Annotated in this window: 23 protein-coding genes and 3 pseudogenes; 11 read left to right on the top strand and 15 right to left on the bottom strand. The window is 63.9% G+C overall.

Annotation, left to right across the window (positions count from 1 at the left end; translation table 11 throughout):
• Positions 1 to 53: 53 nt before the first annotated feature.
• A complete protein-coding gene (locus tag AB8Z38_RS06520; protein WP_369723608.1) occupies positions 54 to 995 on the top strand; it encodes a hypothetical protein in 942 nt (313 codons plus the stop codon).
• A gap of 188 nt (positions 996 to 1,183) precedes the next feature.
• Here the strand turns inward: AB8Z38_RS06520 and rimO are convergent, their stop codons facing one another.
• Entirely contained in the window at positions 1,184 to 2,509 is a 1,326-nt protein-coding gene (gene rimO / locus AB8Z38_RS06515; RefSeq protein ID WP_369723607.1) for a 30S ribosomal protein S12 methylthiotransferase RimO, read from the bottom strand.
• Between the two features lie 113 nt (positions 2,510 to 2,622).
• Here rimO and AB8Z38_RS06510 point away from each other — a divergent pair, with 113 nt between their 5' ends.
• The 5 genes and pseudogenes from AB8Z38_RS06510 (at position 2,623) to AB8Z38_RS06490 (ending at position 8,426) form a co-directional block, all read left to right on the top strand.
• Positions 2,623 to 3,213 (top strand): ANTAR domain-containing response regulator, encoded by a 591-nt coding sequence (locus AB8Z38_RS06510; RefSeq protein ID WP_369723606.1) that lies wholly within the window; start codon positions 2,623 to 2,625, stop codon positions 3,211 to 3,213.
• Positions 3,210 to 4,370 (top strand): annotated as a pseudogene (locus tag AB8Z38_RS06505) (CmpA/NrtA family ABC transporter substrate-binding protein). The gene AB8Z38_RS06510 and the pseudogene AB8Z38_RS06505 overlap by 4 nt, the downstream one beginning before the upstream one ends.
• A 332-nt stretch (positions 4,371 to 4,702) precedes the next feature.
• A complete protein-coding gene (locus tag AB8Z38_RS06500) occupies positions 4,703 to 6,484 on the top strand; it encodes a NirA family protein (protein WP_369723605.1) in 1,782 nt (593 codons plus the stop codon).
• Positions 6,481 to 8,085, top strand: a complete 1,605-nt coding sequence (locus AB8Z38_RS06495; protein WP_369723604.1) for a sulfite reductase subunit alpha — start codon at positions 6,481 to 6,483, stop codon at positions 8,083 to 8,085. The genes AB8Z38_RS06500 and AB8Z38_RS06495 overlap by 4 nt, the downstream gene beginning before the upstream one ends.
• 188 nt (positions 8,086 to 8,273) lie before the next feature.
• Complete coding sequence (locus tag AB8Z38_RS06490; RefSeq protein ID WP_369723603.1) at positions 8,274 to 8,426, top strand: hypothetical protein; 153 nt, start codon at positions 8,274 to 8,276, stop codon at positions 8,424 to 8,426.
• An 87-nt stretch (positions 8,427 to 8,513) separates the two neighbouring features.
• On the opposite strand, the gene AB8Z38_RS06485 is transcribed toward AB8Z38_RS06490, so the two are convergent.
• The 3 genes and pseudogenes from AB8Z38_RS06485 to pxpB all read right to left on the bottom strand — a co-directional run bounded on the left by AB8Z38_RS06485 (position 8,514) and on the right by pxpB (position 11,083).
• Positions 8,514 to 9,284, bottom strand: coding sequence for a LamB/YcsF family protein (locus tag AB8Z38_RS06485; RefSeq protein WP_369723602.1), 771 nt, complete (start codon positions 9,282 to 9,284; stop codon positions 8,514 to 8,516).
• A gap of 32 nt (positions 9,285 to 9,316) precedes the next feature.
• Positions 9,317 to 10,354 carry a biotin-dependent carboxyltransferase family protein gene (locus AB8Z38_RS06480; protein WP_369723601.1) on the bottom strand — a complete coding sequence of 346 codons (1,038 nt, stop codon included), beginning with the start codon at positions 10,352 to 10,354 and terminating at the stop codon, positions 9,317 to 9,319.
• Positions 10,351 to 11,083, bottom strand: a pseudogene (pxpB, locus tag AB8Z38_RS06475) (5-oxoprolinase subunit PxpB). Before pxpB ends, AB8Z38_RS06480 begins: the two are co-directional and overlap by 4 nt.
• A gap of 247 nt (positions 11,084 to 11,330) precedes the next feature.
• On the opposite strand from pxpB, the gene AB8Z38_RS06470 reads away from it, so the two are divergent.
• Together AB8Z38_RS06470 and AB8Z38_RS06465 are read left to right on the top strand one after the other, a co-directional pair.
• Positions 11,331 to 12,029 (top strand): ribonuclease activity regulator RraA, encoded by a 699-nt coding sequence (locus AB8Z38_RS06470; protein ID WP_211386428.1) that lies wholly within the window; start codon positions 11,331 to 11,333, stop codon positions 12,027 to 12,029.
• Positions 12,030 to 12,051: 22 nt separating this feature from the next.
• Positions 12,052 to 12,456, top strand: a complete 405-nt coding sequence (locus AB8Z38_RS06465) for a cupin domain-containing protein (protein ID WP_369723600.1) — start codon at positions 12,052 to 12,054, stop codon at positions 12,454 to 12,456.
• On the opposite strand, the gene AB8Z38_RS06460 is transcribed toward AB8Z38_RS06465, so the two are convergent.
• From AB8Z38_RS06460 to AB8Z38_RS06450, 3 genes and pseudogenes are all read right to left on the bottom strand, one after another.
• On the bottom strand, positions 12,457 to 12,807 hold the full coding sequence (locus tag AB8Z38_RS06460; protein WP_369723599.1) for a hypothetical protein: 351 nt from the start codon (positions 12,805 to 12,807) through the stop codon (positions 12,457 to 12,459).
• 176 nt (positions 12,808 to 12,983) lie between these two features.
• Positions 12,984 to 13,792, bottom strand: a pseudogene (locus tag AB8Z38_RS06455) (DUF2147 domain-containing protein).
• Between the two features lie 169 nt (positions 13,793 to 13,961).
• Complete coding sequence (locus tag AB8Z38_RS06450; protein ID WP_369723598.1) at positions 13,962 to 14,744, bottom strand: transporter substrate-binding domain-containing protein; 783 nt, start codon at positions 14,742 to 14,744, stop codon at positions 13,962 to 13,964.
• Between the two features lie 112 nt (positions 14,745 to 14,856).
• On the opposite strand from AB8Z38_RS06450, the gene AB8Z38_RS06445 reads away from it, so the two are divergent.
• Positions 14,857 to 15,354 carry a DUF1993 family protein gene (locus AB8Z38_RS06445; protein WP_369726758.1) on the top strand — a complete coding sequence of 166 codons (498 nt, stop codon included), beginning with the start codon at positions 14,857 to 14,859 and terminating at the stop codon, positions 15,352 to 15,354.
• Positions 15,355 to 15,364: 10 nt separating this feature from the next.
• Here AB8Z38_RS06445 and AB8Z38_RS06440 read toward each other — a convergent pair whose 3' ends face one another.
• From AB8Z38_RS06440 to AB8Z38_RS06415, 6 genes are all read right to left on the bottom strand, one after another.
• Entirely contained in the window at positions 15,365 to 15,820 is a 456-nt protein-coding gene (locus AB8Z38_RS06440) for a hypothetical protein (RefSeq protein ID WP_369723597.1), read from the bottom strand.
• Positions 15,821 to 15,987: 167 nt separating this feature from the next.
• Entirely contained in the window at positions 15,988 to 16,977 is a 990-nt protein-coding gene (locus AB8Z38_RS06435; RefSeq protein ID WP_369723596.1) for a hydroxyacid dehydrogenase, read from the bottom strand.
• A 34-nt stretch (positions 16,978 to 17,011) separates the two neighbouring features.
• Positions 17,012 to 18,112 carry an ABC transporter ATP-binding protein gene (locus tag AB8Z38_RS06430; RefSeq protein WP_369723595.1) on the bottom strand — a complete coding sequence of 367 codons (1,101 nt, stop codon included), beginning with the start codon at positions 18,110 to 18,112 and terminating at the stop codon, positions 17,012 to 17,014.
• A gap of 6 nt (positions 18,113 to 18,118) precedes the next feature.
• Positions 18,119 to 19,030: a carbohydrate ABC transporter permease gene (locus tag AB8Z38_RS06425; RefSeq protein ID WP_369723594.1), complete on the bottom strand. Its 912-nt coding sequence runs from the start codon at positions 19,028 to 19,030 to the stop codon at positions 18,119 to 18,121.
• Positions 19,030 to 19,968, bottom strand: coding sequence for a carbohydrate ABC transporter permease (locus tag AB8Z38_RS06420; RefSeq protein WP_369726757.1), 939 nt, complete (start codon positions 19,966 to 19,968; stop codon positions 19,030 to 19,032). The genes AB8Z38_RS06425 and AB8Z38_RS06420 overlap by 1 nt, the downstream gene beginning before the upstream one ends.
• Before the next feature lie 144 nt (positions 19,969 to 20,112).
• Positions 20,113 to 21,453 (bottom strand): ABC transporter substrate-binding protein, encoded by a 1,341-nt coding sequence (locus AB8Z38_RS06415; RefSeq protein ID WP_369723593.1) that lies wholly within the window; start codon positions 21,451 to 21,453, stop codon positions 20,113 to 20,115.
• A gap of 466 nt (positions 21,454 to 21,919) precedes the next feature.
• Between AB8Z38_RS06415 and AB8Z38_RS06410 the strand changes: the two genes are divergently transcribed.
• A complete protein-coding gene (locus AB8Z38_RS06410; RefSeq protein ID WP_369723592.1) occupies positions 21,920 to 22,726 on the top strand; it encodes a Spy/CpxP family protein refolding chaperone in 807 nt (268 codons plus the stop codon).
• A 111-nt stretch (positions 22,727 to 22,837) separates the two neighbouring features.
• Entirely contained in the window at positions 22,838 to 23,215 is a 378-nt protein-coding gene (locus AB8Z38_RS06405; RefSeq protein WP_369723591.1) for a response regulator, read from the top strand.
• Between the two features lie 95 nt (positions 23,216 to 23,310).
• On the opposite strand, the gene AB8Z38_RS06400 is transcribed toward AB8Z38_RS06405, so the two are convergent.
• Positions 23,311 to 23,466, bottom strand: a complete 156-nt coding sequence (locus AB8Z38_RS06400; protein ID WP_369723590.1) for a hypothetical protein — start codon at positions 23,464 to 23,466, stop codon at positions 23,311 to 23,313.
• Between the two features lie 143 nt (positions 23,467 to 23,609).
• Positions 23,610 to 23,816: a hypothetical protein gene (locus tag AB8Z38_RS06395; RefSeq protein WP_369723589.1), complete on the bottom strand. Its 207-nt coding sequence runs from the start codon at positions 23,814 to 23,816 to the stop codon at positions 23,610 to 23,612.
• Positions 23,817 to 23,874: the final 58 nt, after the last annotated feature.

The following is a 23,874-nucleotide window of genomic DNA, read 5'->3' as shown; positions in this document are numbered from 1 at the left end:
GACGCACGACCGGCGAGACCAAGAGGGGCGGGATCAACCAGATAGTTTTTGCTTTGTCCGATAAGCCTTACCCGATCGATCTCGACAGCATTCGCGGCGCGTTTCCGCCGGGCATCGAAGCGCCACCCCTGTTGCTTGATTTTGCCGGTTGGCTGAACGGGCGTCCCTGGGGCAGCGTCGGCTGCTTTTCGCTGCAAGGCCAGTTCTCCGATCAGGCCCCGATCTTCGACGGCAGTTCGTTGCGGGACCGCTTCGCGCTGTTCATGCGCTTGCCGGACGGTTCGGCCGTCGGTGGTTGGTACGGCGCCGGTCTCGACCGCGACGACCCGCCGATGGTGGGGCTGGGGTCGGAGGGCGACTATCAGCTGCTGGCGCCGACGCTGGACGGTCTGCTCGCGAAGCTGACCGCGCAGCAATTCGACAAAGCCTGGCACGATCTGCTGCCGGATGACGAGGTCGAGTGTCAGACCGACGAGCTTGCGCAGTGGCTCGCCGGACGGCCGCCCGGCGAAAGGATGGCGCCCGAGGAGCAATCGTCGGAGCTGCCCGACTTCCGCGGCTTCGTCGAGAAGTGGAGCCGCGAGCGCGAGGACTACTGGGCCAATCACCGGATGATGGCCGAGCTCGGCTGGCGGCTTGCGGCGCATCTGCCCAAGGGCAAGAAGGCCTGGGACAAGACCCGCTTCGAAGTCGCGATCGTGGGCAAGCAATACCAGGCGCGGATTCTCAAGCAGGGACCGCAGCCGTTCGAGGAAGCCGCCTCGATCGGATCGCTGTTGCGCGAATTGCGCGAGGAGATGCGCCGGGCCCAGCCCGAGCTCGGGCTGTGGTACGCGATGAGTTTTGGGCTTTATGCCGACGGCCGGGTCATGCCCAACTTCGACTACGACGCGCGCCCGGCCATCGATGGCGAGCCGGCGCTGCTCTCCGAAGCCAGGGCCGATCTCACCCGTGCACCAAGGCCGGAGCGCTGGGTGCCGAAATGGCTAGGCTGACAGAGCTGTAGCCCCAAGCGACAGTGCGCTCCCTCGCCCGCTTGCGGAAGAGGGGTGGGGAGAGGGTGCTTCCGCAGAGAGACTCCCAATGAGGAGAAAGCCCTCACCCGCGCCTTCGGCGCGACCTCTCCCGCAAGCGGGAGAGGTTGCAGCGACTGCGTGGCTGCACCAATCCTAACAGCGGAAGATCAAAACCCCGCGACGCTGCCGTGCAGGTCGTATTGGTCGGCGCGCTCGATCTTCGCCGTGACGATCTCGCCGACGCGCAACGGGCGGCGGCTGGTGAGGTAGACTGCGCCGTCGATCTCCGGCGCATCGGCCTTGGAGCGGCCTTTGGCGACGGTCGGGCCGACCTCGTCGATAATGATCTGCTGCCGCGTGCCGACCTTGCGCTTCAGCCTGCGCGCCGAGATCTTCTGCTGGCGCGCCATGAGTGCGTTATAGCGCTCCTGCTTGATCTCGGCGGGGACGGGATTTGCGATCGCGTTCGACGTGGCGCCGGCGACCGGCTCGTATTTGAAGCAGCCGAGGCGATCGATCTCGGCTTCATCGAGCCAGTCGAGCAGATAGGCGAAGTCGGCATCGGTCTCGCCCGGGAAGCCGACGATGAAGGTCGAGCGCAAGGTGAGATCAGGACATTCCTCGCGCCAGCGCTTGATCCGCGCCAGCGTCTTGTCCTGCGCCGCCGGGCGCTTCATCGCCTTCAACACCTCGGGGCTCGCGTGCTGAAACGGGATGTCGAGATAGGGCAGCACCTTGCCTTGGGTCATCAGCGCGATGACTTCGTCGACATGCGGATAGGGGTAAACATACTGCAGCCGGATCCAGGCCCCGAGCTCGCCGAGCTCGCGGGCGAGATCGAGAAATCTGGCGCGGACCTGGCGGTCCTTCCACGGGCTCTCGGCATATTTGAGATCGACACCGTAGGCCGAGGTGTCCTGCGAGATCACCAGCAGCTCCTTGACCCCGGCATCGACCAGGCGCTCGGCTTCGCGCAGCACGTCATTGGCTGGGCGCGAGACGAGGTCGCCACGCAGTTTCGGGATGATGCAGAAGGTGCAGCGATTGTTGCAGCCTTCCGAGATCTTCAGATAGGCGTAATGACGCGGCGTCAGCTTGATGCCTTGCGGCGGCACCAGATCGAGATGCGGATTGTGCGCCGGCGGCAGCGCGCGGTGCACGGCATCCAGCACGCTCTCATATTGCTGCGGGCCGGTGATCGACAGCACGCCGGGATAGGCCTGTTCGATCTGCTCGGGCTCGGCGCCCATGCAGCCGGTCACGATCACCTTGCCGTTCTCGGCCATGGCCTCGCCGATCGCCGAGAGCGATTCTTGCTTGGCGCTGTCGAGGAAGCCGCAGGTGTTGACGATGACGATGTCGGCCCCGTCATGCTTGCGGGCGAGCTCGTAGCCCTCGGCGCGCAGGCGCGTGATGATGCGTTCGGAATCCACCAATGCCTTGGGACACCCGAGCGACACGAAGCTGACCTTGGGCGCAGCCGTCTGTTCCATATCCGGAGATCTGCCTGATTGATCGGCAGGAGCTAGTCCTAATAGCCACTAATTACAACCCTTTGCAGGGCGTTCGGGCGTGCTATGGATGAATCGCCTGACGTGAGTGAGCAATGAGCGCCGAACAGTCGCCTAAAATCGTGATTGTCGACGAAAGCCCGATCCGGGCCGCGATCCTCGAGGAAGGGTTGCGCGAGGCCGGATTCACGCAGATCGTCCATATCAGCGAGATGCAGAGCCTGCTCGCCCGTATTTATGCGGTCGACCCCGACATCATTTTGATCGATCTGGAAAACCCCAGCCGCGACGTGCTGGAAGCGATGTTCCAGGTCAGCCGCGCCGTGCGGCGCCCAATCGCGATGTTCGTCGATCAGAGCGATTCCTCCTCGATCCAGGCCTCGGTCGAGGCCGGGGTGTCCGCCTATATCGTCGACGGCTTGAAGAAGGAGCGCATCAAGCCGATCCTGGACCTCTGCGTGTCCCGCTTCAACGCCTTCGCAAAGCTCCAGGAGGAATTGGAGCGCACCAAGTCGCAGCTCGAGGACCGCAAGGTCATCGAGAAGGCCAAGGGGATCCTGATGAAGGTCAAGGGCCTCACCGAGGACGAGGCCTATGTGCTGCTGCGCTCCACCGCCATGCGCGAGAAGAAGAAAATCGGCGAGATCGCGCAGTCGATCATCACCGCGTCGGAGATGCTGAAATGACCGCTCCGCTCCGCATCGGCTTCATCCCGCTGGTCGATGCCGCCGCCCTGATCGTCGCCGTCGACAAGGGGTTCACCGCCGCCGAGGGGCTCGAGGTCGAGCTGGTGCGGGAGGTGTCCTGGTCCAACGTCCGCGACAAGCTCAATATCGGCCTGTTCGACGCCGCGCATCTGCTCGCGCCCGTGGCGATCGCGTCCTCGCTCGGGCTCGGCCATGTCAAGGTGCCGATCGTGGCGCCCTTCAATCTCGGCATCAACGGCAACGCGATCACCGTGTCGCCGGCGCTGCATGCCGCGCTGATGCAAGAGATCGACGGCGACCGTTTCGATCCGCTTGCGACCGCAAAAGCGCTGGCGAAGCTGGTCGCCAAGCGGCGCAAGGCCGGGGCCGAGCCGCTGACCTTCGGCATGACTTTTCCGTTCTCGACCCACAATTACCAGCTGCGGTTCTGGATGGCGGCGGCCGGCGTCGATCCCGACGAGGACGTGCGCCTCGTGGTGCTGCCGCCGCCTTACATGGTCGATAGTCTCAAGAGCGGCCATGTCGACGCGTTCTGCGTCGGCGCCCCCTGGAATTCGATCGCGGTCGATCTCGGCGTCGGCCATATCCTGCATTTCGTCTCCGATATTCTCGTACACGCAGCGGAGAAGGTATTGGCGGTTCGCCAGGTCTGGGCCGACAAGATCGGACGTGGTCGCCGCGCTCACCCGCGCGGCAGTGAAAGCGGCCGAGTTCATCGAGCACGCCGAAAACCGGACCGAGGCCGCGCGCATCCTCGCGCAGCCGGAACGGATCGGCGTCGATGCTGAAGTGATCCAGCGCACCCTCGACGGGCGGCTGAAGATATCGCCCGACGATAGCTTCCGCGAAAGTGCTCGCTACCTTCTGGTCGGACGCGAAGGGGCAGGGCGCCCGGATCCGGTCCAGGCGGCGTGGCTCTATGCCCAGATGGTGCGCTGGGGTCAGGCGACGCTGACCCCGACGGCGTCAAGACGGCCATGGCCGTGTTCAGGCCGGATCTTTACGATGCGGCTCTCGGACAGCGGCCGCCTGCGGAGGCTCCGGCGGCGTTTGGCGCGTTCGCCGGCCCCACCTTCGATCCCGGTAATATCCGGGGGCATCTCGAGGCCTTCGAGGTCGGTCGCTGGAAGGCCTGATTCGGCCTGGAGCGTTTTTGGGCAGCCGGGATTATCGTCCAAATTTTGAGCTGACTGCTCGAATTTCGAGAGAGTTCCGGAGCCGGGATCTCTTGACCCTCACCATAATTATTTGAAATAGCTCAATATTTCATTTTCGCAAAGCTGGCACGCAACTTGAATGTTGCAGTGCGGCCAGCCAGTCACAGTCGCCTGCTGCGCCAAGTCCCACAGCAACGAAGCTGCTTGGACCGTCGAGTGGCAAAGCCGGCTCCAGAGCCAGCCGAGGTCCTCGCCGGTCTTACCATTCCGTCGATCCCACCGAGGTGGCCGCAGGAGCTTCGTTACAGACTATGAAAATCGATACAGTCTCAGTCGACTTTACCGACGACCAGAAACGCTATCTCGAGGGCTTCACGACCGGTCTGCAGATCAGCCGGGTCGGTCGCGGTCTCGGCGCCGCCGCCGGGAAGGCGAACGCTGAGCCCACCGGTCCCGATGCCGTGCACATCAAGGCGCAGGACAGGGTCGTCGCGTCGGGCAAGAAGCTCGCCGACCAGGAAAAATTCAAGCGCGACGAGCATCCGTTCGACGCCTATCCGCGGCTGCGCCAGCAGGCGCACGACAACGCGCCGCCGAGTCCCGCGGATAATTTCCGCTGGCGCTATTTCGGCATCTTCTACGTCGCGCCGACGCAGGACTCCTACATGTGCCGCCTGCGCATTCCCAACGGCATCATGAAGCACTGGCAGCTGTCAGGCCTTGCCGATCTCGCTGATGATCTCTGCGGGCCCTACAGCCATGTCACGACCCGCGCCAATCTGCAGCTTCGCGAGATTCCGCCGAAGCACGCCGTGAAGCTGATCGAGGGCATCCAGGATCTCGGCCTGTGCTCGCGCGGTTCCGGCGCCGACAACATCCGCAACGTGACGGGAACGCCGACCGCCGGCATCGATCCGCAGGAACTGATCGACACGCGGCCCTTCGCGCGCGAGTGGCACTATCACATCCTCAACGATCGCTCGCTCTATGGCCTGCCACGCAAGTTCAACGTCGCCTTCGACGGCGCCGGCAGGATCGCGGTGCTGGAGGAGACCAACGACATCGCCTTCACGGCGTTCGAGGTGAAAGACGGGTTCGGCGTCGAGCCCGGAATCTGGTTTCGCCTTGGTCTCGGCGGCATCACCGGACACAAGGATTTCGCAAAATATTCCGGCATCATCGTCAAGCCCGAGCAGGCGACCGCGGTCGCCGATGCCATCGTGCGGGTGTTCATTGAGCATGGCGACCGCACCAACCGCAACAAGGCGCGGCTGAAATATGTGCTCGACGCCATGGGCCATGACGGCTTCCTCAAGCTCGTCGAGGAGCGGCTGAAGACGCCGTTTGCGCGCGTGCCGCAAGAGGCGTTTGCGCCCCGGCCTGCGGCGGACCGCATGGCGCATATCGGCGTGCACAAGCAGAAGCAGGACGGCTTGAACTGGATCGGCGTCTCGGTGCCGCTCGGCAAGATCACCTGCGAACAGATGCGGGGCCTGGCCAAGGTCGCGCGGGATCTTGGCGACGGCGAGATCCGCCTGACCGTCTGGCAGAACTTGCTGATATCAGGCGTGCGCGACGATAGCGTCGAGCTTGCGATTGCGGCGATCAAGCAGATCGGACTGGCGGTCGAGGCCTCCCACATCCGCGCCGGCCTGATTGCCTGCACCGGCAACGCCGGCTGCCGCTTCGCCGCTTCGAATACCAAGCGCCACGCCGCCGAGATCGGCGACTGGTGCGAGCCGCGTATCGCGATGGACAAGCCGGTCAACATCCATGTCACCGGCTGCCACCACTCCTGTGCGCAGCACTACATCAGCGATATCGGACTGATCGGGGCGCGCGTGCCGGTTGGCGAGGAGGACACGGTCGAGGGCTATCACCTCTTCACCGGCGGCGGGTTCGGTCCCGATGCCGATGTCGGGCAGGAGGTCTATCACGACCTCAAGGCCGAGGACGCGCCGAAGACGGTCGAGGCGCTGCTCAAAGCCTATATCGCCCATCGCTCGTCTCCCGACGAAACCTTCCTGTCGTTTGCGCGCCGCCATGACGGCGAGACGCTGCGCAAGCTTGCCGATGCAGAGGTGTCCGCATGAACCAGATCAGCCCTCCGCCGAAACTCGATATCATTCCAACGAGTGCGCCGTTCTCCGACGCGCAGCGTTCCTGGCTGAACGGCTTCTTTGCTGGACTGTTGTCGCCTGATGCGGCTACGCCTTTGTCGGCGGAGCAGGGCGCGGCCGTCATGCAAGGCGCAGCCGGGGACGGCGACGACGGCGAAGCGCCCTGGCACGACCAGACCATGCCGATCGCCGACCGGATGAAGCTCGCTGACGGCCGGCCCGTACGCCGCAAGATGATGGCGGCGATGGCGCAGCAGGATTGCGGCCAGTGCGGCTACAATTGCCACGATTATTCGGAGGCGATCGCCACCCGCAGCGAAGCGCGGCTCAACCTCTGCGTCCCCGGCGGCAAGGAAACCGCGCGGATGCTGAAGTCGCTCTACGAGGAGCTCGACAAGGCGCCGGCGGCCAGCAAGGCCGATGCTGTGGCGGCGCCCGCGGTGACGGTCACGATTGCCGAACCCGGCCGCTCGCGCGACAACCCGATCGCAGCGACCTTCCTGTCGCGCCGCCTTCTCAACAAGGGAAAGTCGGAGAAGGAAACCTATCACGTCGAGTTCGATCTCTCCGAGAGCAAGCTCGACTACGTCGTGGGCGACAGCTTTGGCGTGCTCGCGCGCAACGATATCGGGCTGGTCGACCAGGTCATCGCGCTGCTCGGCGCCTCCCATACCACGAAGGTCAACGGCAAGACGCTGCGCGAAGCGCTGATCCAGGACGTCTCCCTGTCGCCGGCGCCGGACACGCTGTTCGAATTGCTCTCCTTCATCACCGGCGGTGCGCAGCGCGAAAAGGCGCGGGCGCTCGCACAGGGCGAGGATCCCGATGGGGATGCCGCCACGCTCGACGTCATGGCGGCGCTCCAGAAATTTTCCGGCACCCGGCCGCATCCGGAGGCCTTCGTCGAGGCGCTGGAGCCGCTCCAGCCGCGGCTCTATTCGATCTCCTCGTCGCACAACGCGACTCCCGGAAAACTGTCGTTGACGGTCGATTCCGTGCGCTACGTCATCGGCAAGCGCAAGCGTATCGGCGTCGCCTCGACCTTCCTCGGCGAGCGCATCAATGAAGGCGAGAAGCTCAAGGTCTATGTGCAGAAGGCGCACGGCTTCGGTCTGCCGCAGGATCCCAAAACGCCGATCATCATGATCGGCCCGGGCACCGGTATCGCGCCGTTCCGCGCCTTCCTGCTCGATCGCAAGGCGACCGGCGCGCCTGGCAAGAACTGGCTGTTCTTCGGTCACCAGCGCAGCGATTGCGATTTCTTTTATCAGGACGAGCTCAACGCGATGAAGACCTCGGGACTTCTGACCCGCATGTCGCTGGCGTGGTCGCGCGACGGCGAGAAGAAGTTTTACGTGCAGGACCGCATGCGCGAGGTCGGCCGCGAACTGTGGACGTGGCTTGCCGAAGGCGCGCATCTCTACATCTGCGGCGATGCCAAGCGCATGGCCAAGGACGTCGAGCGTGCGCTGGTCGACATCGTCGCCCAGTTCGGTGCCCGCTCCACCGACGACGCCGTGAGTTTTATCGCCGAGCTCAAGAAGACGGGCAGGTTCCAGGCGGATGTGTACTAACGCGACAGGAGCCGGTTCCAATCGGCGCGGATTTTAACGAATGGGATTCTCGGAACCGGTCACCGCGGAGAATTTGCACCTCCAAGCCGGTATTTCAGGAGAACCGCATCGCTATTTCCGTCGCCGCCTTGCGGCCCACCGGGGTTGATCCCTCATAATCCCCCGGAATGGGACGTTGGAGATCCACAATGCGCGAGCTATCGGCGGAAGCCAGGCTGCATTTCTACGCGCGCTCGCTCTCGCGGCGGACTGGCGCCAGCGTCCATCACATCGGGCTCTACAGCGCCGTCGCGGTCATCGCGGCCATCGTGTTCGGCACGCTCTCGGTGCACCCGTTCTGAGTTGTCGTTCCGGGGCGGCGAAGCCGAACTCGGAACCTCGAGATTCCGGGTCTGATGCTTCGCATCATCCCGGAATGACGACCAACCTCACGCCCCGCGCTTGAACGGCGCCACTTCGATCCCCGCATCCTTCAACGCCTGACGCAAGCCACGCGCGATCTCGACGGCACCGGGCGTATCGCCGTGGATGCAGACCGTGTCCGTGCGCATCTTGATGACCTTGCCGGTGACCGAGACCACCGCACCATCCTGCACCATCCGCACCACCCGGTCGGCGATCACTTTCGCATCGTGCAACACCGCGCCCGGCTTCTTGCGCGAGACGAGATTGCCGTCGTCCTCATAGGCGCGGTCGGCGAACACCTCGTGCACCATCGGCAGATTGGCGTCCTCGCCGGCCTTCACCAGCTTCGAATTGGCGAGCACGACGAAGATCAGGCTCGGATCGACGGCCTTGATGCCGGCGGCGATCGCCTTCGCCGTCATGTCTTCCTCGCAGGCGACGTTGGAGAGCGCGCCATGCGCCTTCACATGCGTCACCTTGTGGCCGGCCGCGGTCGCGATCGCCTGCAATGCGCCGATCTGGTAGGCGACGAGGTTCTCGATCTCGGAGGCCTTCAGGCCCGCGATCGGGTGCCGGCCAAAACCGTGGAGGTCGCGGTAGCCGGGATGCGCGCCGACGGAGACGCCGCGCGCCTTCGCCAGCTCGACGGTCCGGCGCATGATGTCGGGATCGCCGGCATGGAAGCCACAGGCGACGTTGACCGAACTCGCAAGTTCGATCATCGCGGCGTCGTTGCCCATCTCCCACGCGCCAAAACCTTCACCGAGATCGCAATTGAGATCGATCGTCTTCATGGGGTGCTCTCCGTCTCTGGTCCTCTTGTCGTTTACGGCTCGGCCGCAACTTGCCAGGTCCCGGCGTCGACGGCACTGACAGCATAGCCCGCCACGTTGGCATCGCTGAGCGCTTCGATGTTGAGCGCGACGGTGTCGGCGGCGCGCAAGCGATCGGGCAGGGTGCGGATCAGTTGCGCGAATGTCTTGGCCTCGTCCTGCGCCTCGGCCATGCTGACGGCCTTGAAGCGGAACACCGTGCCGGCCGAGATCTGCGCGAGGCGGCCGACATCGGCCGTGATCACGGTTGCGATCTTCGGATAACCGCCGGAGGTGCCGCGGTCCATCATCAGGGCGATCGGCGCGCCGTTGCCGGGCACCTGGATGCTGCCGTCGACGGTGCCGTCGGAAACGATGTTGTGGCCGTGCAGGTGCTTGATCGCGGGACCCTCGAGCCGGTAGCCCATACGGTCGGACGTCGCCGAGATCTTCCATTCGCTGTTGAGGAACAGCGTCTTGTTGGCGTCGTCGAACTCGTCGTCCTGTGGTCCCAGCAGGACGCGAATGGGACCATTCATCGGCTTTGGCAATTCAATCCGCAGCTCAGGCGCGCCGCTCGCGGGATCGACGTCGAATTCGTCGCCGGACTGCAGCGGGCGCGGGTAGGGGCTGCCGAGGCCCGCGCGCGCGTTCACCGCGAGACTGCCGAACACCGGCTCACCCTTGATGCCGCCTTCGATCGCGAGATAAGTGAACGCGCCGCCGCGGGCGAAACCAAGCGTCAGCGTCTCACCGTCCTTCAGCGTCACCGAGGTCTCCATGGCCACCGGTCGGCCGGCGATATCCGCGTTGCGCGGCGCGCCGGCAACCGCAACGCGCACCGCGCCGTCGCGGGCCGTGAAGGCGGCGCCGAACGGGCCGATCTCGACAACGGCGGCGAACGGGTCGTTGCTGACCAGCGTATTCGCTGCCGCGAGCGCAAGGCGATCCATCGCGCCGCTTGGGGTCAGGCCATAGCGCTGCGCACCCGGACGCCCGCCGTCCTGGACGGAGCTTGCAGGCCCGATGCTGGCGACAACGAGCCGGCTCATGCGACCACCTGCTCGGCGATGATCTCGCCGGCCTCGGCGGCGCGATCCTGCTCCTCCAAGGTCTTGTGGTCGATCGCGAAAAACGTCACGCGATCACCGGGTTCGGTCAGAAAGATCGGATTCCGGTGGAGCTGATACGTCCGCACCGGCGTGCGGCCGAGCAGATGCCAGCCGCTCGGGGCAGCCAGGCACTGGATTCCGGCCTGGATGCCCCCGATCGAGATCGTGCCGGCGGGGGTCAGCAACCGCGGATTCTCGCCGCCGCGACATGTGCAGGGATTTGTCCAGCCCGCTGAGATAAGACCAGCCCGGCGTGAAGCCGATCATCGCGACTTTGTAGTCGCCGGCGACATGCCTGGCGACGATGTCGTCGGGCGTGGTGTTCAACGCCTTGGCGACATCCTCGAGGTCGATGCCGTGCTCGCCGCCATAGGCGACGGGAATGCGCCAGCGCCGCGCCGTCGTAGCCGGCGGCAGCGGCTGGGTCGCAAGCGCAAGCAGCTTTTCGCCAAGGGCGTCGAAGCCGATCTTGCCGGGATCGTAATGAACCAGCAGCGAGCGATACGTCGGGACGGATTCGGTGATCCCATCGATCGCCGCCGCGGCGAGCACCTTGTCGAGCGCCAGCACGCGCTGGTTGGCGGTATCGTCGATGGTGCGGCTGAACTCGACCGTGACGGCGCTGTCGCCACTGGGCAGAAGGCGGGGCGGGGGAAGCGTCGCGGTCATGAGCTGTCGAAGGGCTCTCGAAATCGGGCTTCTGGAAAACGCGGGCTCATCCTTGAGCTGCGCATCGCCTGCTTCGCGTAAATGCGCTCGCAAGTCCAATAAATTAATGCAAGGGCAAGGGATAAAGCCTTGTTATCGCATCGCATAACAGCCCGGCGGGCCTGCGTTCTTGGCCCTTGACGCGAAGGCGGCGCCTCGCAAGATGCGCGGCGTCCTGTCCCGCCTATTTCGGAGCTCGTTGCCGTCCATGTCGCTATCCCCCGAAGCCCGCAAGACCCTCGCCGGCATCACCACCGCCACCATCACCACGGTCCTGCTCAAGAAGGGCCTGCGCAACATCTGGATGCGCGGCGCGCGTCCGCTGCGTCCGGGCCTGCCGCGCCTGGTGGGACCGGCCTTCACGCTGCGCTTCGTGCCGGCGCGCGAGGATCTGGCGACGCCGGAATCCTGGTCGTCGCCGATCTCGACCCGGACCGCGATCGAGGCGATGCCCGAGGGCTGCATCGCCGTGGTCGATGCCATGGGCATCACCGATGCCGGCATTTTTGGCGACATCCTCTGCGCCCGCATGATGAAGCGCGGCGTCACCGCGCTCGTCACCGACGGCGTGGTGCGTGATGTCGAGGGCGTGCTCGGGACCAATCTTCCGGTGTGGTGCGACGGCTATGCCGCGCCGCCCTCCGTTGCCGGCCTCACCTTCGTCGGCTGGGGCGAGCCGATTGGCTGCGGCGGCGTCGCGGTGTTCCCGAACGACATCGTGGTCGCCGACCAGGACGGCTGCGTGTTGATCCCGCAGGCGATGCTCGATCACGTGCTGGCCGAAGGTGTCGAGCAGGAACGCATGGAAGCCTGGATCGTCAACGAGGTGAACAACGGCGCGGTGCTGCCGGGCCTCTATCCCATGAACGCCGAGACCAAGGCGCGCTACGCGGCAAGCAAGAAGTAACGACAACAAGCGAGGTACCACCATGGAGATCACTGTCGCAGGCACGCGGCCGACCCGCCGCGCGCCCAAGGAAAACTTCACCGGCACCGTATTGCAGGACCCCGTGATCATGGCGCCCGCGCCAGCACGGCTGAACTGCTCGCGCGTGTCGTTCGAGCCGGGTGCGCGCACCAACTGGCATCATCATCCGCTCGGACAGACGCTGTACGTCATCTCCGGCGTCGGCCGGGTCCAGGCCAAGGGCGGCCCGATCCGCGAGATCCGTCCCGGCGATACCGTCTGGATTCCGCCGGGCGAACTGCATTGGCACGGGGCGACGCCGACCAACGGCATGACCCACATCGCGATGCAGGAAGCGCTTGACGGCGTCTATTCGACCTGGCTGGAGCCGGTGACCGACGCCGAGTACGGCGCGGCAGTCGGCTAGCTATATCCGCTCAGCGGTCCACGTCCCCGTGCACATGGCGCCACGCCATGTGCCGGAGCCGGAGGTGCCGCTGAGCCGGCCGAAGCCAACGGCGCGCTTGAGGCCCGTGCTCAAGGTGACGTTGATGCTGCCAGCATCGGCGACACGGCCGGACGCCGTCACCGCGGCGCTGCTCGAAGCAATCTGACCATTGTTGATGCCGATCGCGACGGTTGCGCCGTTGCCGCAGGTCTCGCTCGACGACGCGATGCGAACATTCCATGCGCCGTCGAACGTGCTGGCGTTCGCTTGCGCGACCGGCAGAGCCAAGGCGAACACGGTAACGAACAGCCCTTTGCGAAAACAATTCATGACACGCCCCTGTGGTTGAACCTGCTTGCATCCTGGCAGACGCGGGGGACACGCGATGTGATGACAGTCACGCGCGCATGGGGCTGTGTGAGGTGGCGCACCCCGCAACGACGGGCACAAGGAAAAGGGCCCGCATCGTGGAGCCCTTTTCGAAGTCGGAACGCCGTACGCGTAGCTCAGTTCACGCGCGTCCAGGTCTGGCCGCCGCAGAACATGCCGCCGAAGGCGCAGCCCTGCACCCGCAGACGGTCGGTGCCCTTCAGTGCGATCGTCGAGTCGTAAGTCGAGCCGTTGTTGGGATCGAGGATGCGGCCGGACCATTTCTGGTCCTTTGTCGGCTTCATGTTGATCAGGACCTGCTCGCCGTTCTGGTTCGATTTGCTGTCGACCGAATAGCCGCAGAGATTGTTGCCGCACTGTTCGATGCGGACCTTGCCTTCCTTCTCCTCCGTGAGCCAGACGCCCAGCGGTGAATTGAGATCACGCGCCGGTGCGGCGGCGGGAGCCGGGCTGACGGCCGCCGACTGAACCGGCGCTGGCGCTGGGAGCGGAGGCGGCGCCGGGGCGCGGCAGCTACAGTCGGGGCCGGGGGCGGCGCGGGCGGCAGCACGGCCGTGTCGGCCGGAGCATTGTTGGCGGTCGCTGTCGACGCAGGTGCTGGCGGAGCGGGCGGTGGCGCTGCAGCTGCAGGAGCCGCGGCCGGAGCCTGCTCGGCCGCGGGCGGCGCTGCGGCGGGAGCGGCGGCCGGTGCGGCCGGCTCTTGCGGATCGACCTTGGCCTGTTGCGGAGCCTGTTCCGGCTTCGCGTCGTTCTTTTTGGCCTTCTTGGTCTTGCCCTGGCCGGTGTTGTCGTAGACGCCGGGGATCGACACCGTGCCGCGATCGGGGTCGATGCGGATGGTCCGCCCGCCGTAATCGAAGGTGTACTGCGCTTGCGCTGCGGTACTCGCCAAAAGGAATGCGGCCATCGCCAACAGCTTCCTCATTTCAATCTCCTGAAACAGGTGGTCCCCGCACCGACGCCTACGCCCCGGCCCGATCGCAAAAAGTGATCTAGATCACTGTTCTCGGTATGAGTCGTCCTCCCGGCGGTCCGGGTTCAATACGCGCGGAGCCGGTCCAAAGTTTGGCTGAGGCAAGCGAAAGGGGTGGGCGCTAGTCGAACCAGGCGGCGTAGATCTTCTTGTAGCTGCCGTCCTCCATGGAGATGTGCAGCCACTGGTCGACGAAGGCCTTCAGCGCCATGTCGCGCTGCAGCCAATAGGCTTTCTCGGAGAAGTCGAACGGCTTGTCCGGGTGCACCGCGCAGAGCACGCCGGCATGCTGCTTCTGCTGATAACGTGTCTCGGAGGCGTCCGTCATCATCAGGTCGGCATTGCCCTTGGCAATCTCGTCGAAGATCACGGTGTTGTCCGGAAACACGTTGATGTCCGCGTCCTTGACGTTGGCGCGCGCAAAACGCTCATTGGTGCCGCCGGGATTGACGATGACGCGGGTGCCCTTCTTGTCGATATCGGCGATGGTCTGGTACTTGCCCACGTCGGCGCAGCGCGCGATCGGCGTCTTGCCCTCGCGCATGATCGGCGCGGAGAAGTAGCCCTTCTTCTGCCGGTCGAGCGTGACCGAGATGCCGCCCATCGCGATGTCGAACTGGTCGGCCTCGAAATCCTTCATCAGCTTCGGCCAGGCCGTCGGCACATATTCGACCTTGACGCCGAGCGCCTTGCCCAACGCCTCCGCCATGTCGACATCGAAGCCAGAGAATCGCTGGGTGGCCTTGTCGAGATAGGTGAAGGGCTTGTAGTCGCCGGTCATGCCGACCCGCAAAGTGCCGCGCTTGACGATGTCGTCGAGGCGCGAGGGTCCCGGCTGCTGCGCCTGGGCCGAAAGGTTTGCCAGCAACATCACGGCCAGGGCCGCCACGATCTGAACGATCATCTCTTTTCCACCGATGCCCGAGCTGTCATTGTGCCGCTCTTGATGTGGATTTAGACCAGATGGCAATTGCTGGCGAGCAGGATCTGAAAGGAAATTTGGGGTGACGATCTCGATGTACGAGGCCTCGGTCGGCCTGTTCGTGCCGCATCTGCGCAATCTGTCCGGACTGCTCGACAAGGGCGTCGCCTATGCCGAGACCCGCAAGTTCAATCCGGCCGTCCTGCTCGGGATGCGGCTGTCGCCGAACATGTACGATCTGGCGCAGCAGGTCGGCGAAGCCTGCCGGCACGCCACGATCGCGCCGGCGTTGCTGGCGCAGCAGGAGCCTGTGGCGCTGCCGGCGCTGGAGCACGACATGGCCGGCCTTCAGGCGCGCATCGCAACCTCGATCGATTTTATCGAAAGCCTGCCGCGTGCCGACATCGATGCGGCGGCGGAGCGGCATGTCTTCTTCAGGCTGAAGAACGGCACCGAGCTGCCCTTCACCGGGCGGACGCTGCTGCTGACGTTCAGCGTCCCGCAGTTCTTCTTTCACGTGACGACGGCCTACGACCTGCTGCGGCACGCAGGCGTCGAGCTCGTCAAGAAGGATTATCTCGCCCGGAAGTGAGGCGATGAGCTTACGCTTCGCCCTTGCGCTCGTAATCTGCGAGCGAGCTGCGGCCTGCGATCTCGCTGCGCAGCTCTTCGAAGCGCCGATGCGCCTCGTCCTGGTGCGCATCGACGAAATGCACCGCGGCTTCGCTCGTCATCGGGCCGCTGATCACCGGCGCGGATTGTTCGCCGATGGTCTCGTGCACGTAGTACTGGCCATCGTCGCCGCGATGGACCGTCCATTTGAGGCGGATCGCGACCATCGGCCCGGGGCCGAGCTTGCTGTAGCCATCGGCGTCGGCCGGCTCTGGTACCAGCGGCTGCTCCTCGACCACGGGGTGCTCGTGCTCGTCGACGATGGAATGTTCATCGCTGACCGCGGTTTCGGACTCGGTGTCCCGGACGGCAAGCGGGGGCTCGGAGTGCTCAAAAATGCTGGCGATGGTCGCCAGCGCTTGGTCGGTCGGGTCGATTTCTGACAAGAGTCCATCCTCCAGCTCGACGCCGCCGGCAAATTGGTCCCACTGCCGGCGCGGCTGGCTTATACGCGGGTTTGATTAAGGCTGAGTTGGGGCTCGATCTGCACCAAAATGGGACGCATTCTGGCGCTGCGAAGGCGGGTGGATGGGCCACCCGCCCTGGATTCTCTTCAGCCGAGCACGTCCTGATTGATGATGTTCTGCCGGATCGGATCACCGTCGAGCACACTCAGGATGTTGCGCGCGGTCTGCTCGCTCATGCGGATCACCGCCTCGACGGTGACGCCGGCGACATGCGGAGCGATGATGACGTTGGGCAGCGCGAGCAGCGCGTGGCTGACCGGCGGCGGCTCCTGCTCGAACACGTCGATGCCGGCGCCGGCGAGCTTGCCCGTGGTCAGCGCTTCGTACAGCGCCGCTTCTTTCACGATGCCGCCGCGCGCGGTGTTGATGAGATAGGATGTCGGCTTCATCAGCCCGATCCGTGCCGCGTTGAAAAGCCCGATTGTCTCCGGCGTCTTCGGGCAATGGATGGTGACGAAATCGGCGTTAGGCAGCGCGGCGTCGAGGTCGGCCGCGGGTTCGCAACCGGCGGCCTTGATCTCGGTGGCATCCTTGTAGGGATCGTAGACCTGGACCTTCATTTCCATCGCCAGGCAGCGCTTGGCGGTGCGCGTGCCGATGCGGCCGAAGCCGACGATCAGCACGGTCTTGCCGTAGAGATCGAATGGCAGCATGCCGAGGCGGTCGGCCCATCTGCCATCCTTGACGCAGGCGTGCATCTCCTGCGCGCGCTTGGCTAGCGTCAGCATCATGAAAAGCGCCTGTTCGGCGACGGAGGGAGAGTTCGCGCTGCCTGCGACCATCAGCGGCACCTTGCGGCGGGAGAGGGCGGGCACGTCGACGGCGTCGTAGCCGACGCCGATCCGCGTCACCACTTTCATGTCCTTGGAGGCTTCGAGCTCTGTCTCGCCGAACGGGGTGGCGCCCAGCGCCACGCCGTGGACCGGCGCATGGCTCTTCAGCAGCGCCTCGAAGTCCTTGGCCGAGATCAGGTTCGGAAACTCGACGAGCTCGATATCGTCCCGTTGGGTGAGAAGAGTGCGCGCGCCTTGCGACAAGGTTTGTGTAACGAAAATCTTCTTCTTGTTGGTCGCCATCGTCCCCCGCCTGCTCGCGCTTATGGTCGTGCCGTCACAGCACGACGCCGGTCGCCTCGTTTAGCAGGTGCATATTGTTGAGGTCCATCGCCAAACGCATGGGTGCCCCGTCCTTGGCGCCGGCATTGGGATCGACACGGCCGCAGATCGGCGTGCCCTCGAGCCCGAAATAAACCAGGGTCTCCATCCCCATCGGCTCGGTGACGTCGAGCACGGTGTCGAAAGTCTCGACGCCGGGCTCCAGATGCGCATGCGATTCCGTGAGATGCTCGGGGCGAATGCCGAGCAGAAGGTTTTCGGTTCGCGGCAGCGCGTTGTAGCGGGCGGCACGGGCCGGTGGCAGCGGGAAGGCGATGCGGTCGGTCAGGCGGATGTTGAGCTTGCCGCCTGACTCTTCCAGCCGGCACGGAATGAAGTTCATCGCTGGTGATCCGATGAAGCCCGCGACGAAGCGCGTCGCCGGCTTGTGGTAGAGCTCGTTCGGCGTGCCGATCTGCTCGATGCGCCCCTTGTTCATCACCACCACGCGATCGGCCAGCGTCATCGCCTCGACCTGGTCGTGGGTGACGTAGACCGTCGTGGTGCGCACCTTCTGGTGCACCTTCTTGATCTCGATCCGCATCTGCACGCGCAGCTTGGCGTCGAGATTGGACAGCGGCTCGTCGAACAGGAAGACCTTCGGATTGCGCACGATGGCGCGGCCCATCGCGACGCGCTGGCGCTGGCCGCCGGACAGCTGCTTCGGTTTGCGGTCGATCAGGTCGGTGATGTCGAGGAGCCGCGCGGCTTCCGTCACCCGCGCCTTGATCTCGGCCTTCGGATAGTGCTTCAGCCGCAGCCCGAACGACATGTTCTCCGCGACCGTCATGTGCGGATAGAGCGCATAGTTCTGGAACACCATCGCGATGTCGCGATCCTTTGGCGGCACGTCGTTGACGACGTCGCCGCCGATCATGATGTCGCCGTCGCTGATGTCCTCGAGCCCTGCGATCATGCGCAGCGTCGTCGACTTGCCGCAGCCGGAGGGCCCCACCAGCACGATGAACTCATGGTCGGCGATGTCGAGATCAATGCCGCGCACCGCCTCGACCTCGTCGTAACGCTTGACCACCTTCCGCAATGCAACTTCAGCCATAAGACATCAACCCTTTGTCGCACCGGCGGTCAGGCCGGCAATGTAATAGTCCATCAGGAAGGCGTAGATGACCAGCGGCGGCGCGGCGCCAAGCAGCGCGCCGGTCATGATCTGCCCCCAGTTGAAAACGTCGCCCTTGATCAGCGTCGTCGTAATACCGACGGGCAGCACGAGTTGGTCGATCGACGTAGTGAAGACCAGCGGATAGAGAAACTGGGCCCAGGACACGGTGAAGGCGAAGATGGTGGCAGCGATCAGCCCCGGCAGCGCGACCGGGATGAATATCCGTGTCAGGGTCTGGAGCCATGAGGCGCCGTCGATGAGAGCAGCCTCGTCAAGCTCCTTCGGGATCGAGGCGAAATAGCCGATCATGATCCAGGTGCAGAACGGCACGGTCAGCGTCGGATAGATGAACACCAGCACGTACCACCGGTTCAGCAGAGGGATGCCGGTGAACTCCTGGACCGTCGCGAGCACCTTGAACAGCGGAATGAACAGAAGGCTGTCCGGAATGAGATAGGTGAGGAATACGCCGGTCGCGAGCGTCGCCGAGCCCCAGAACTTCATCCGCGCAAGCGCGAATGCCGCGGGGATGCTGATCAACATCGTCACGATCACGACCACGATCGAGATAATCGAGGAATTCCAGAAGAAGCGCAGGAACTGGTTCGATGTCAGGAGCTCGACATAGTTCGACAGCGTCGGGTGAAATACCCACCACGGATTGGTCGCCGCCGAAATCTCCGCGCTGCTCTTCAGTGAGGTGATCAGCATGTAGACCGGTGGTATCAGGAAGAAAATCGCAAACAGCACCAGGAAGAAGTAGGACCAACGCAACGCCCAGGTGCGGTCCCGACTCATGCTGCGCAGTTTGACTTTGCGATTCGGTCCCGCCTTGTCGATTGCCATCGTGCTCATCAGGCTTCGTTCCCGCGTTTGGAGACATCACGCAGGATGAAGACCGCTGCGACGGCGAGGATCGGCACCATGAACAGTGAGACGCAGGCGCCGAGCGGAATGTCGCTGCTCTGGATGCCGACCTGGAACGCCCAGGTGGCGAACAGATGGGTCCGGTCGAGCGGACCGCCGGAGGTCAGGATGCGCACGATGTCGAAATTGGCGAAAGTGACGATCAGCGAGAACAGAGTGGTGATGGCGATGATGTTGCGCATCATCGGCAAGGTGATGTGCCAGATCTTCTGCCACCAATTGGCGCCGTCGATCGCTGCGGCTTCGTAGAGCTGGTCGGGCACGGATTTCAGCGCGGCCAGGTACATGATCAGGAAGAACGGTGCGCCGTACCAGACGTTGACGAGAATGACGGAGAAACGCGCCCAGAAGGTATCACCGAGCCAGGGGATGGGACCGATCCCGAAGAACGAGAGCGTATAGTTGAAGGCGCTGTAGGAAGGGTCGAACAGCCACAGCCAGGCCAGCGTGCTCATCGCCGGCGGGATCACCCAGGGCACCAGCAGCATGCCGCGCCATTTGCGTTGCTTTTTGCCGGGAATGTTGTGGACGAAATGCGCGACGATGAAGCCGATCAGCGCCTTGAAGACCACGGCGGTAATCGCAAAAATGCAGGACTGCCTCACCACCATCCAGAACGTTTCGCGCTTGAACAGGAACGTGAAATTGCTGAGGCCGACGAACTTCGTCATCGCCTTGTTCAGTGTCGCCAGATAGACCGAATAGAAGGCTGGATAGAGCACGAGCAGGGCGATCAGGAGGATCAGCGGCAGCGTCAGAAAGAACGCTACGGTCGATTTCCGTCCCATTGCATTGCGCAGGCTCGCCCGTTTGCGCGGGCTCGCAGCACGAGCGAGACGGCCTTGCTCAACGACGACATCGGCCATGACGTTAGCCTCTTTGGAGGACATGTAGCACATGTGGAACGGCGAAGCTGGCGCAACGGTCAGCTTCATTGGGCACGCGGATTGATCAAGAGGTGCCTCGGCGGCTCACGCGAGAGGCGTGAACCGCCATGGCACTCACCCGGCTCAGGTCCGCATGAAGCCCTCGCACTCGCCCTCGGCCCAGGCGAGCGCCGTGTCCAGCTTCTCTCCTTGCGCAAAGCGCAGCGCCATCTTGGTCAGCGTCGCCTGGAAATAGATCTGTTGGGCGATCTTCGGCGGCGCCGGTGACGCGGCGATCGACAGGGTTTGACGATGGTAGGGATCCGGATAGTGGAAGAGCGTGCCCTTCGGCGGCCCTTCCTCGGCCCAGGTCTTGAACTTCGTCATATTCGCGTAGGCCGGGAGATCGTACCCGCCGCTCGCCGCGACGAACTTCTCGATCGCAGCTGGCGAGGACAGGTGAACGAGCAAGCTCTTGGCCGCTTCCTTGTTCTTCCCAAAGGCCCATACGCCCCAGAAGTAAGGCAGGAAGGGTGCAAAACGTCCCTTCGGACCGGACGGGAAGCCGTGCGTCCAGCATTGCTCGGCGACCTGCGGCGCATCGCGCTTGGCGACCGCCCAGGCGCTTGGTGGGTTCATGATCATCGCGCCGCGGCCCGAGATCAGCCATTTGTTGTTGGAGGCGTCATCCCAGGAAGGCGCATCGGTCGGCAACACGGCGATCAGCCTCTTGTAGAACTCGAGTGCCTGCCGCACCGCGTCGGTCTTGACGGTGACGTCGCCCTTGGCATTGACGAGCTCGGCGCCGAACGACTGGAAGATTGCACCCGCCGTGTCGACGCTGTCGGTGGTCTCGCCGAGACCGATGCCGAAGGGGAAGCCGGCCTTCTGACAAGCTTCCGCGGCCTTCAAGAACGTCTCCAACGTCCAGTTGTCATCTTTCGGCGGGCTGCCGGCCGGATACATCTCCTGAACGTCGATGCCGGCGTGTTTCTTCATGAGATCAATACGGGAGCAGGGTCCCTTGATCTGGCTCCCCGGCGTGGCCGGCACGGCAAGCCATTTGCCGTCCAGTTGTCCCAGGTATTTGACGGTGCCGTTCACCTCGCCGTTCTGCTTGATGAGCGGCTCCATGACGTCGTTAAGCGGCTCGAGATTCTCGGAATAAGCATGCGGCCACCAGCTCGGCATCTGAAGAATGTCATGACCGGACTTGGCCTGCGCTTCGGCAGCGGCAGTCAATTCGATCTTCTTGTTGTTGCTGGTGATGTAATCGATCGAGACCTCGACCTTCTCCTTGTCGGCCCATTCCTTGACGAGCGCGGTGGAGGCGTCGTTGGCGCCGGGCACCCAATGGTCCCAGAAGCCGATCGAGAGCTTGCCGGCGGCGTAGGCGCCTCGGACATAGGGCGCCGTGATCAGCGCCGCGGAGGACAATGCAGTGGCAGTCACAAATTGACGTCGCGTCAGTTTCTTGCGTGACATCTCGTTTCCTCGCTTGGGTACTTGTTGTTGGAGTTTCCTCGTTCAGCTTTTTTCAGTTTTTGCTTTGCAAGTTTCTTGTTGGAGCCGCCCTTCCGATTGGAAAACCACGCGAAAAATGCGGCAAATTGGTAGCGCGATCAGATCATGATTGATTGCGTCTGTCGAGAAAGCCGAATGCCTCGCGCTCTAGAACTAACGTTGCGTATGAAACGCGGTCGCGTGCATTGGCCATGAACCGCGGCTGCTCTTTTTGCGACGCACACACGGAGCCGGCCGGATCAAGGACGATCCGTGCGCAATTACGCCGCAGTTCCGAATGAGCCTGCATAACCGCTTCGCGGCAAAGAGCTTTCGCATGGGGACGGTGGCGGTCCGCGCCTAGACCTCCGCGTGCGGAAACCGATAGAGTTGCAACCGGCAGGAGGCCTGCCGTTCGAAAGGTTGGCAGATCGAGATGGAGACCAGAATGATGACCCCGGCGCCGCCTGCGCGGCTTCGCCTGCGACGATGGCTCGCACTCGGATCCGTCCTCACCTTGCTGCTCGGCGCCGCGGCAGTCGCGAACGCACAGGGTTTGGTCAAAGGCGTTCAGGAGGGGGCCGCGGCGGGCAACAAGGCGGCGGGGCCCGTTGGCGGCGTTCTGGGCGGCGCTATCGGCGGCGTGGTCGGTGTCTTCACCGGTGTGCTCGGCGTCAACAACAACAATGGCAGCCAGCCGGCTGCCAAGGACGCGAGCAAGGATCCGGGCAAGGATACGAGCAAGGACGCAAAGCAGCAGGGCGCCGGCAAGGACAAGGATGCCAAGAGCGCCAAGGACACCACCAAGGCGGCCAAAGGCGCCAAGGCGACCAAGGAAGCCAAGAATGAGCCGCAGGACAAGGATGTGACGGTCCTGACCCAGAACGGCGCGCCGCAATTGACCCCCGACCAGATCGTCGCCAACAGCGATGCCTATATCGAGCGCATCAAGACCGAGCTCAACCTCACGCCTGAACAGGAGAAGCACTGGTTCGGCTTCTCCAGTTCGATGCACTATCTGGGGCACAATGGCGCGGAACGGCTCAATCTTCGGGTCGAGCGCGCCAAGCGGGATCCGCCCGACGACATCATCGAGCAGATGCGCAACGAGGCGCAGTTCCTGATCGACCGCGCCGCCGATCAGCGTAATGTCGCCGACGCCGCCGAGCCCTTGTATTCGAGTCTGGACGACAAGCAGAAGCAGGTCTTCATTCAGGAGATGGTTCACCTGAGCCACGAGCGCGGCCTGGATTGATCAAGTTGAAGCAGAACGAGCGCAGCCGAATTAACATCGCCCGCCACGAATTCGTGACCCCTCCCGCAGCTTCGAGTATGATTAGGTTAGTGCGTTGGCTGCGGGGTTGACATGACGGGCGGACTCTCCGTTTTCCTGGTCGAAGACGAGGCGTTGATCCGAATGATGATCGCCGACATGGTGGAGGAGCTTGGCCACCACGTCGTCGCGGAAGCCGACAATGTGCGGGACGCCAGCGCCTTCGCGATGACCGCGCAGTACGACCTCGCCATTCTCGACATCAACCTGATGGGCCTCTATGTCGATCCTGTCGCCGACCTGATCGAGCGCCGTGGAAAGCCGTTCATGTTCGCCACGGGCTACGGGCCGGAACTGCTGCCGTCGTTGCTGCGGCGGAGACCGATCCTGCGCAAGCCGATCGCCCTCGACGACCTCAAGGCCATGATCGAGTCGCTGTTTCCGGAAGCCACCCTCAGGGTTCCGCACTGATCGGGCAGGCAAATCGTTAGGTCAGGCATTCTGCCATAGCCTAACGAAAACGGCCGCCAAGAGGGGCGGCCGTCTTGATCCAAAGTCCGGTCGTCTCACATCAGGCCGGCGCTGAGGTCGATGCCGTGCGCCATCAGGCTGAACGAGGCGAAAAGCCCCGTGCAGCAGAACACGACAATGGTCTTGAACGAGTAGTCGCTGGATTGGCTTTCGACGCCGGCCGGAACCGCGGCGAGTGAAATCATGCTCATGTTCATTCCCCCTGTTGACCCCTGAATTGCATCAGGTGATGGGGAACTCCTACAGCACAAAGTTTGACGCGAGATTGCCAGGGATCGTTAACGGACTCGCAAGCGCTCGCGCGATCGCGTGAGTAGCGTACGCTCTGCAAGTCTCAGTTGCGGGCGCCGGCCTTCAGCACGTTGGCAATGGTATGGGCCGTCATGGCGGCGCGATCCGACGCGCGTTGCGCAGCCAGCCGCTCCCTGGCTTTTTCCTCGATCAAGAGCTCGATCAAGGCCTGCCGCTTGTCGTCGTCATCTGCCTCGGTCAGCAGCCGGTGGTAGCGGTGATAGTCGAAGCCGAGATCTGGTTTACGCATGTCACGCCCCCGTACACACGGCTGGATTGTTTCCCATCTCACACGAACCGGCAAGCGC

Source organism: Bradyrhizobium sp. LLZ17 (genome assembly GCF_041200145.1).
GTDB lineage: Bacteria > Pseudomonadota > Alphaproteobacteria > Rhizobiales > Xanthobacteraceae > Bradyrhizobium.
This window is presented reverse-complemented; position numbering and strand designations above follow the sequence as displayed.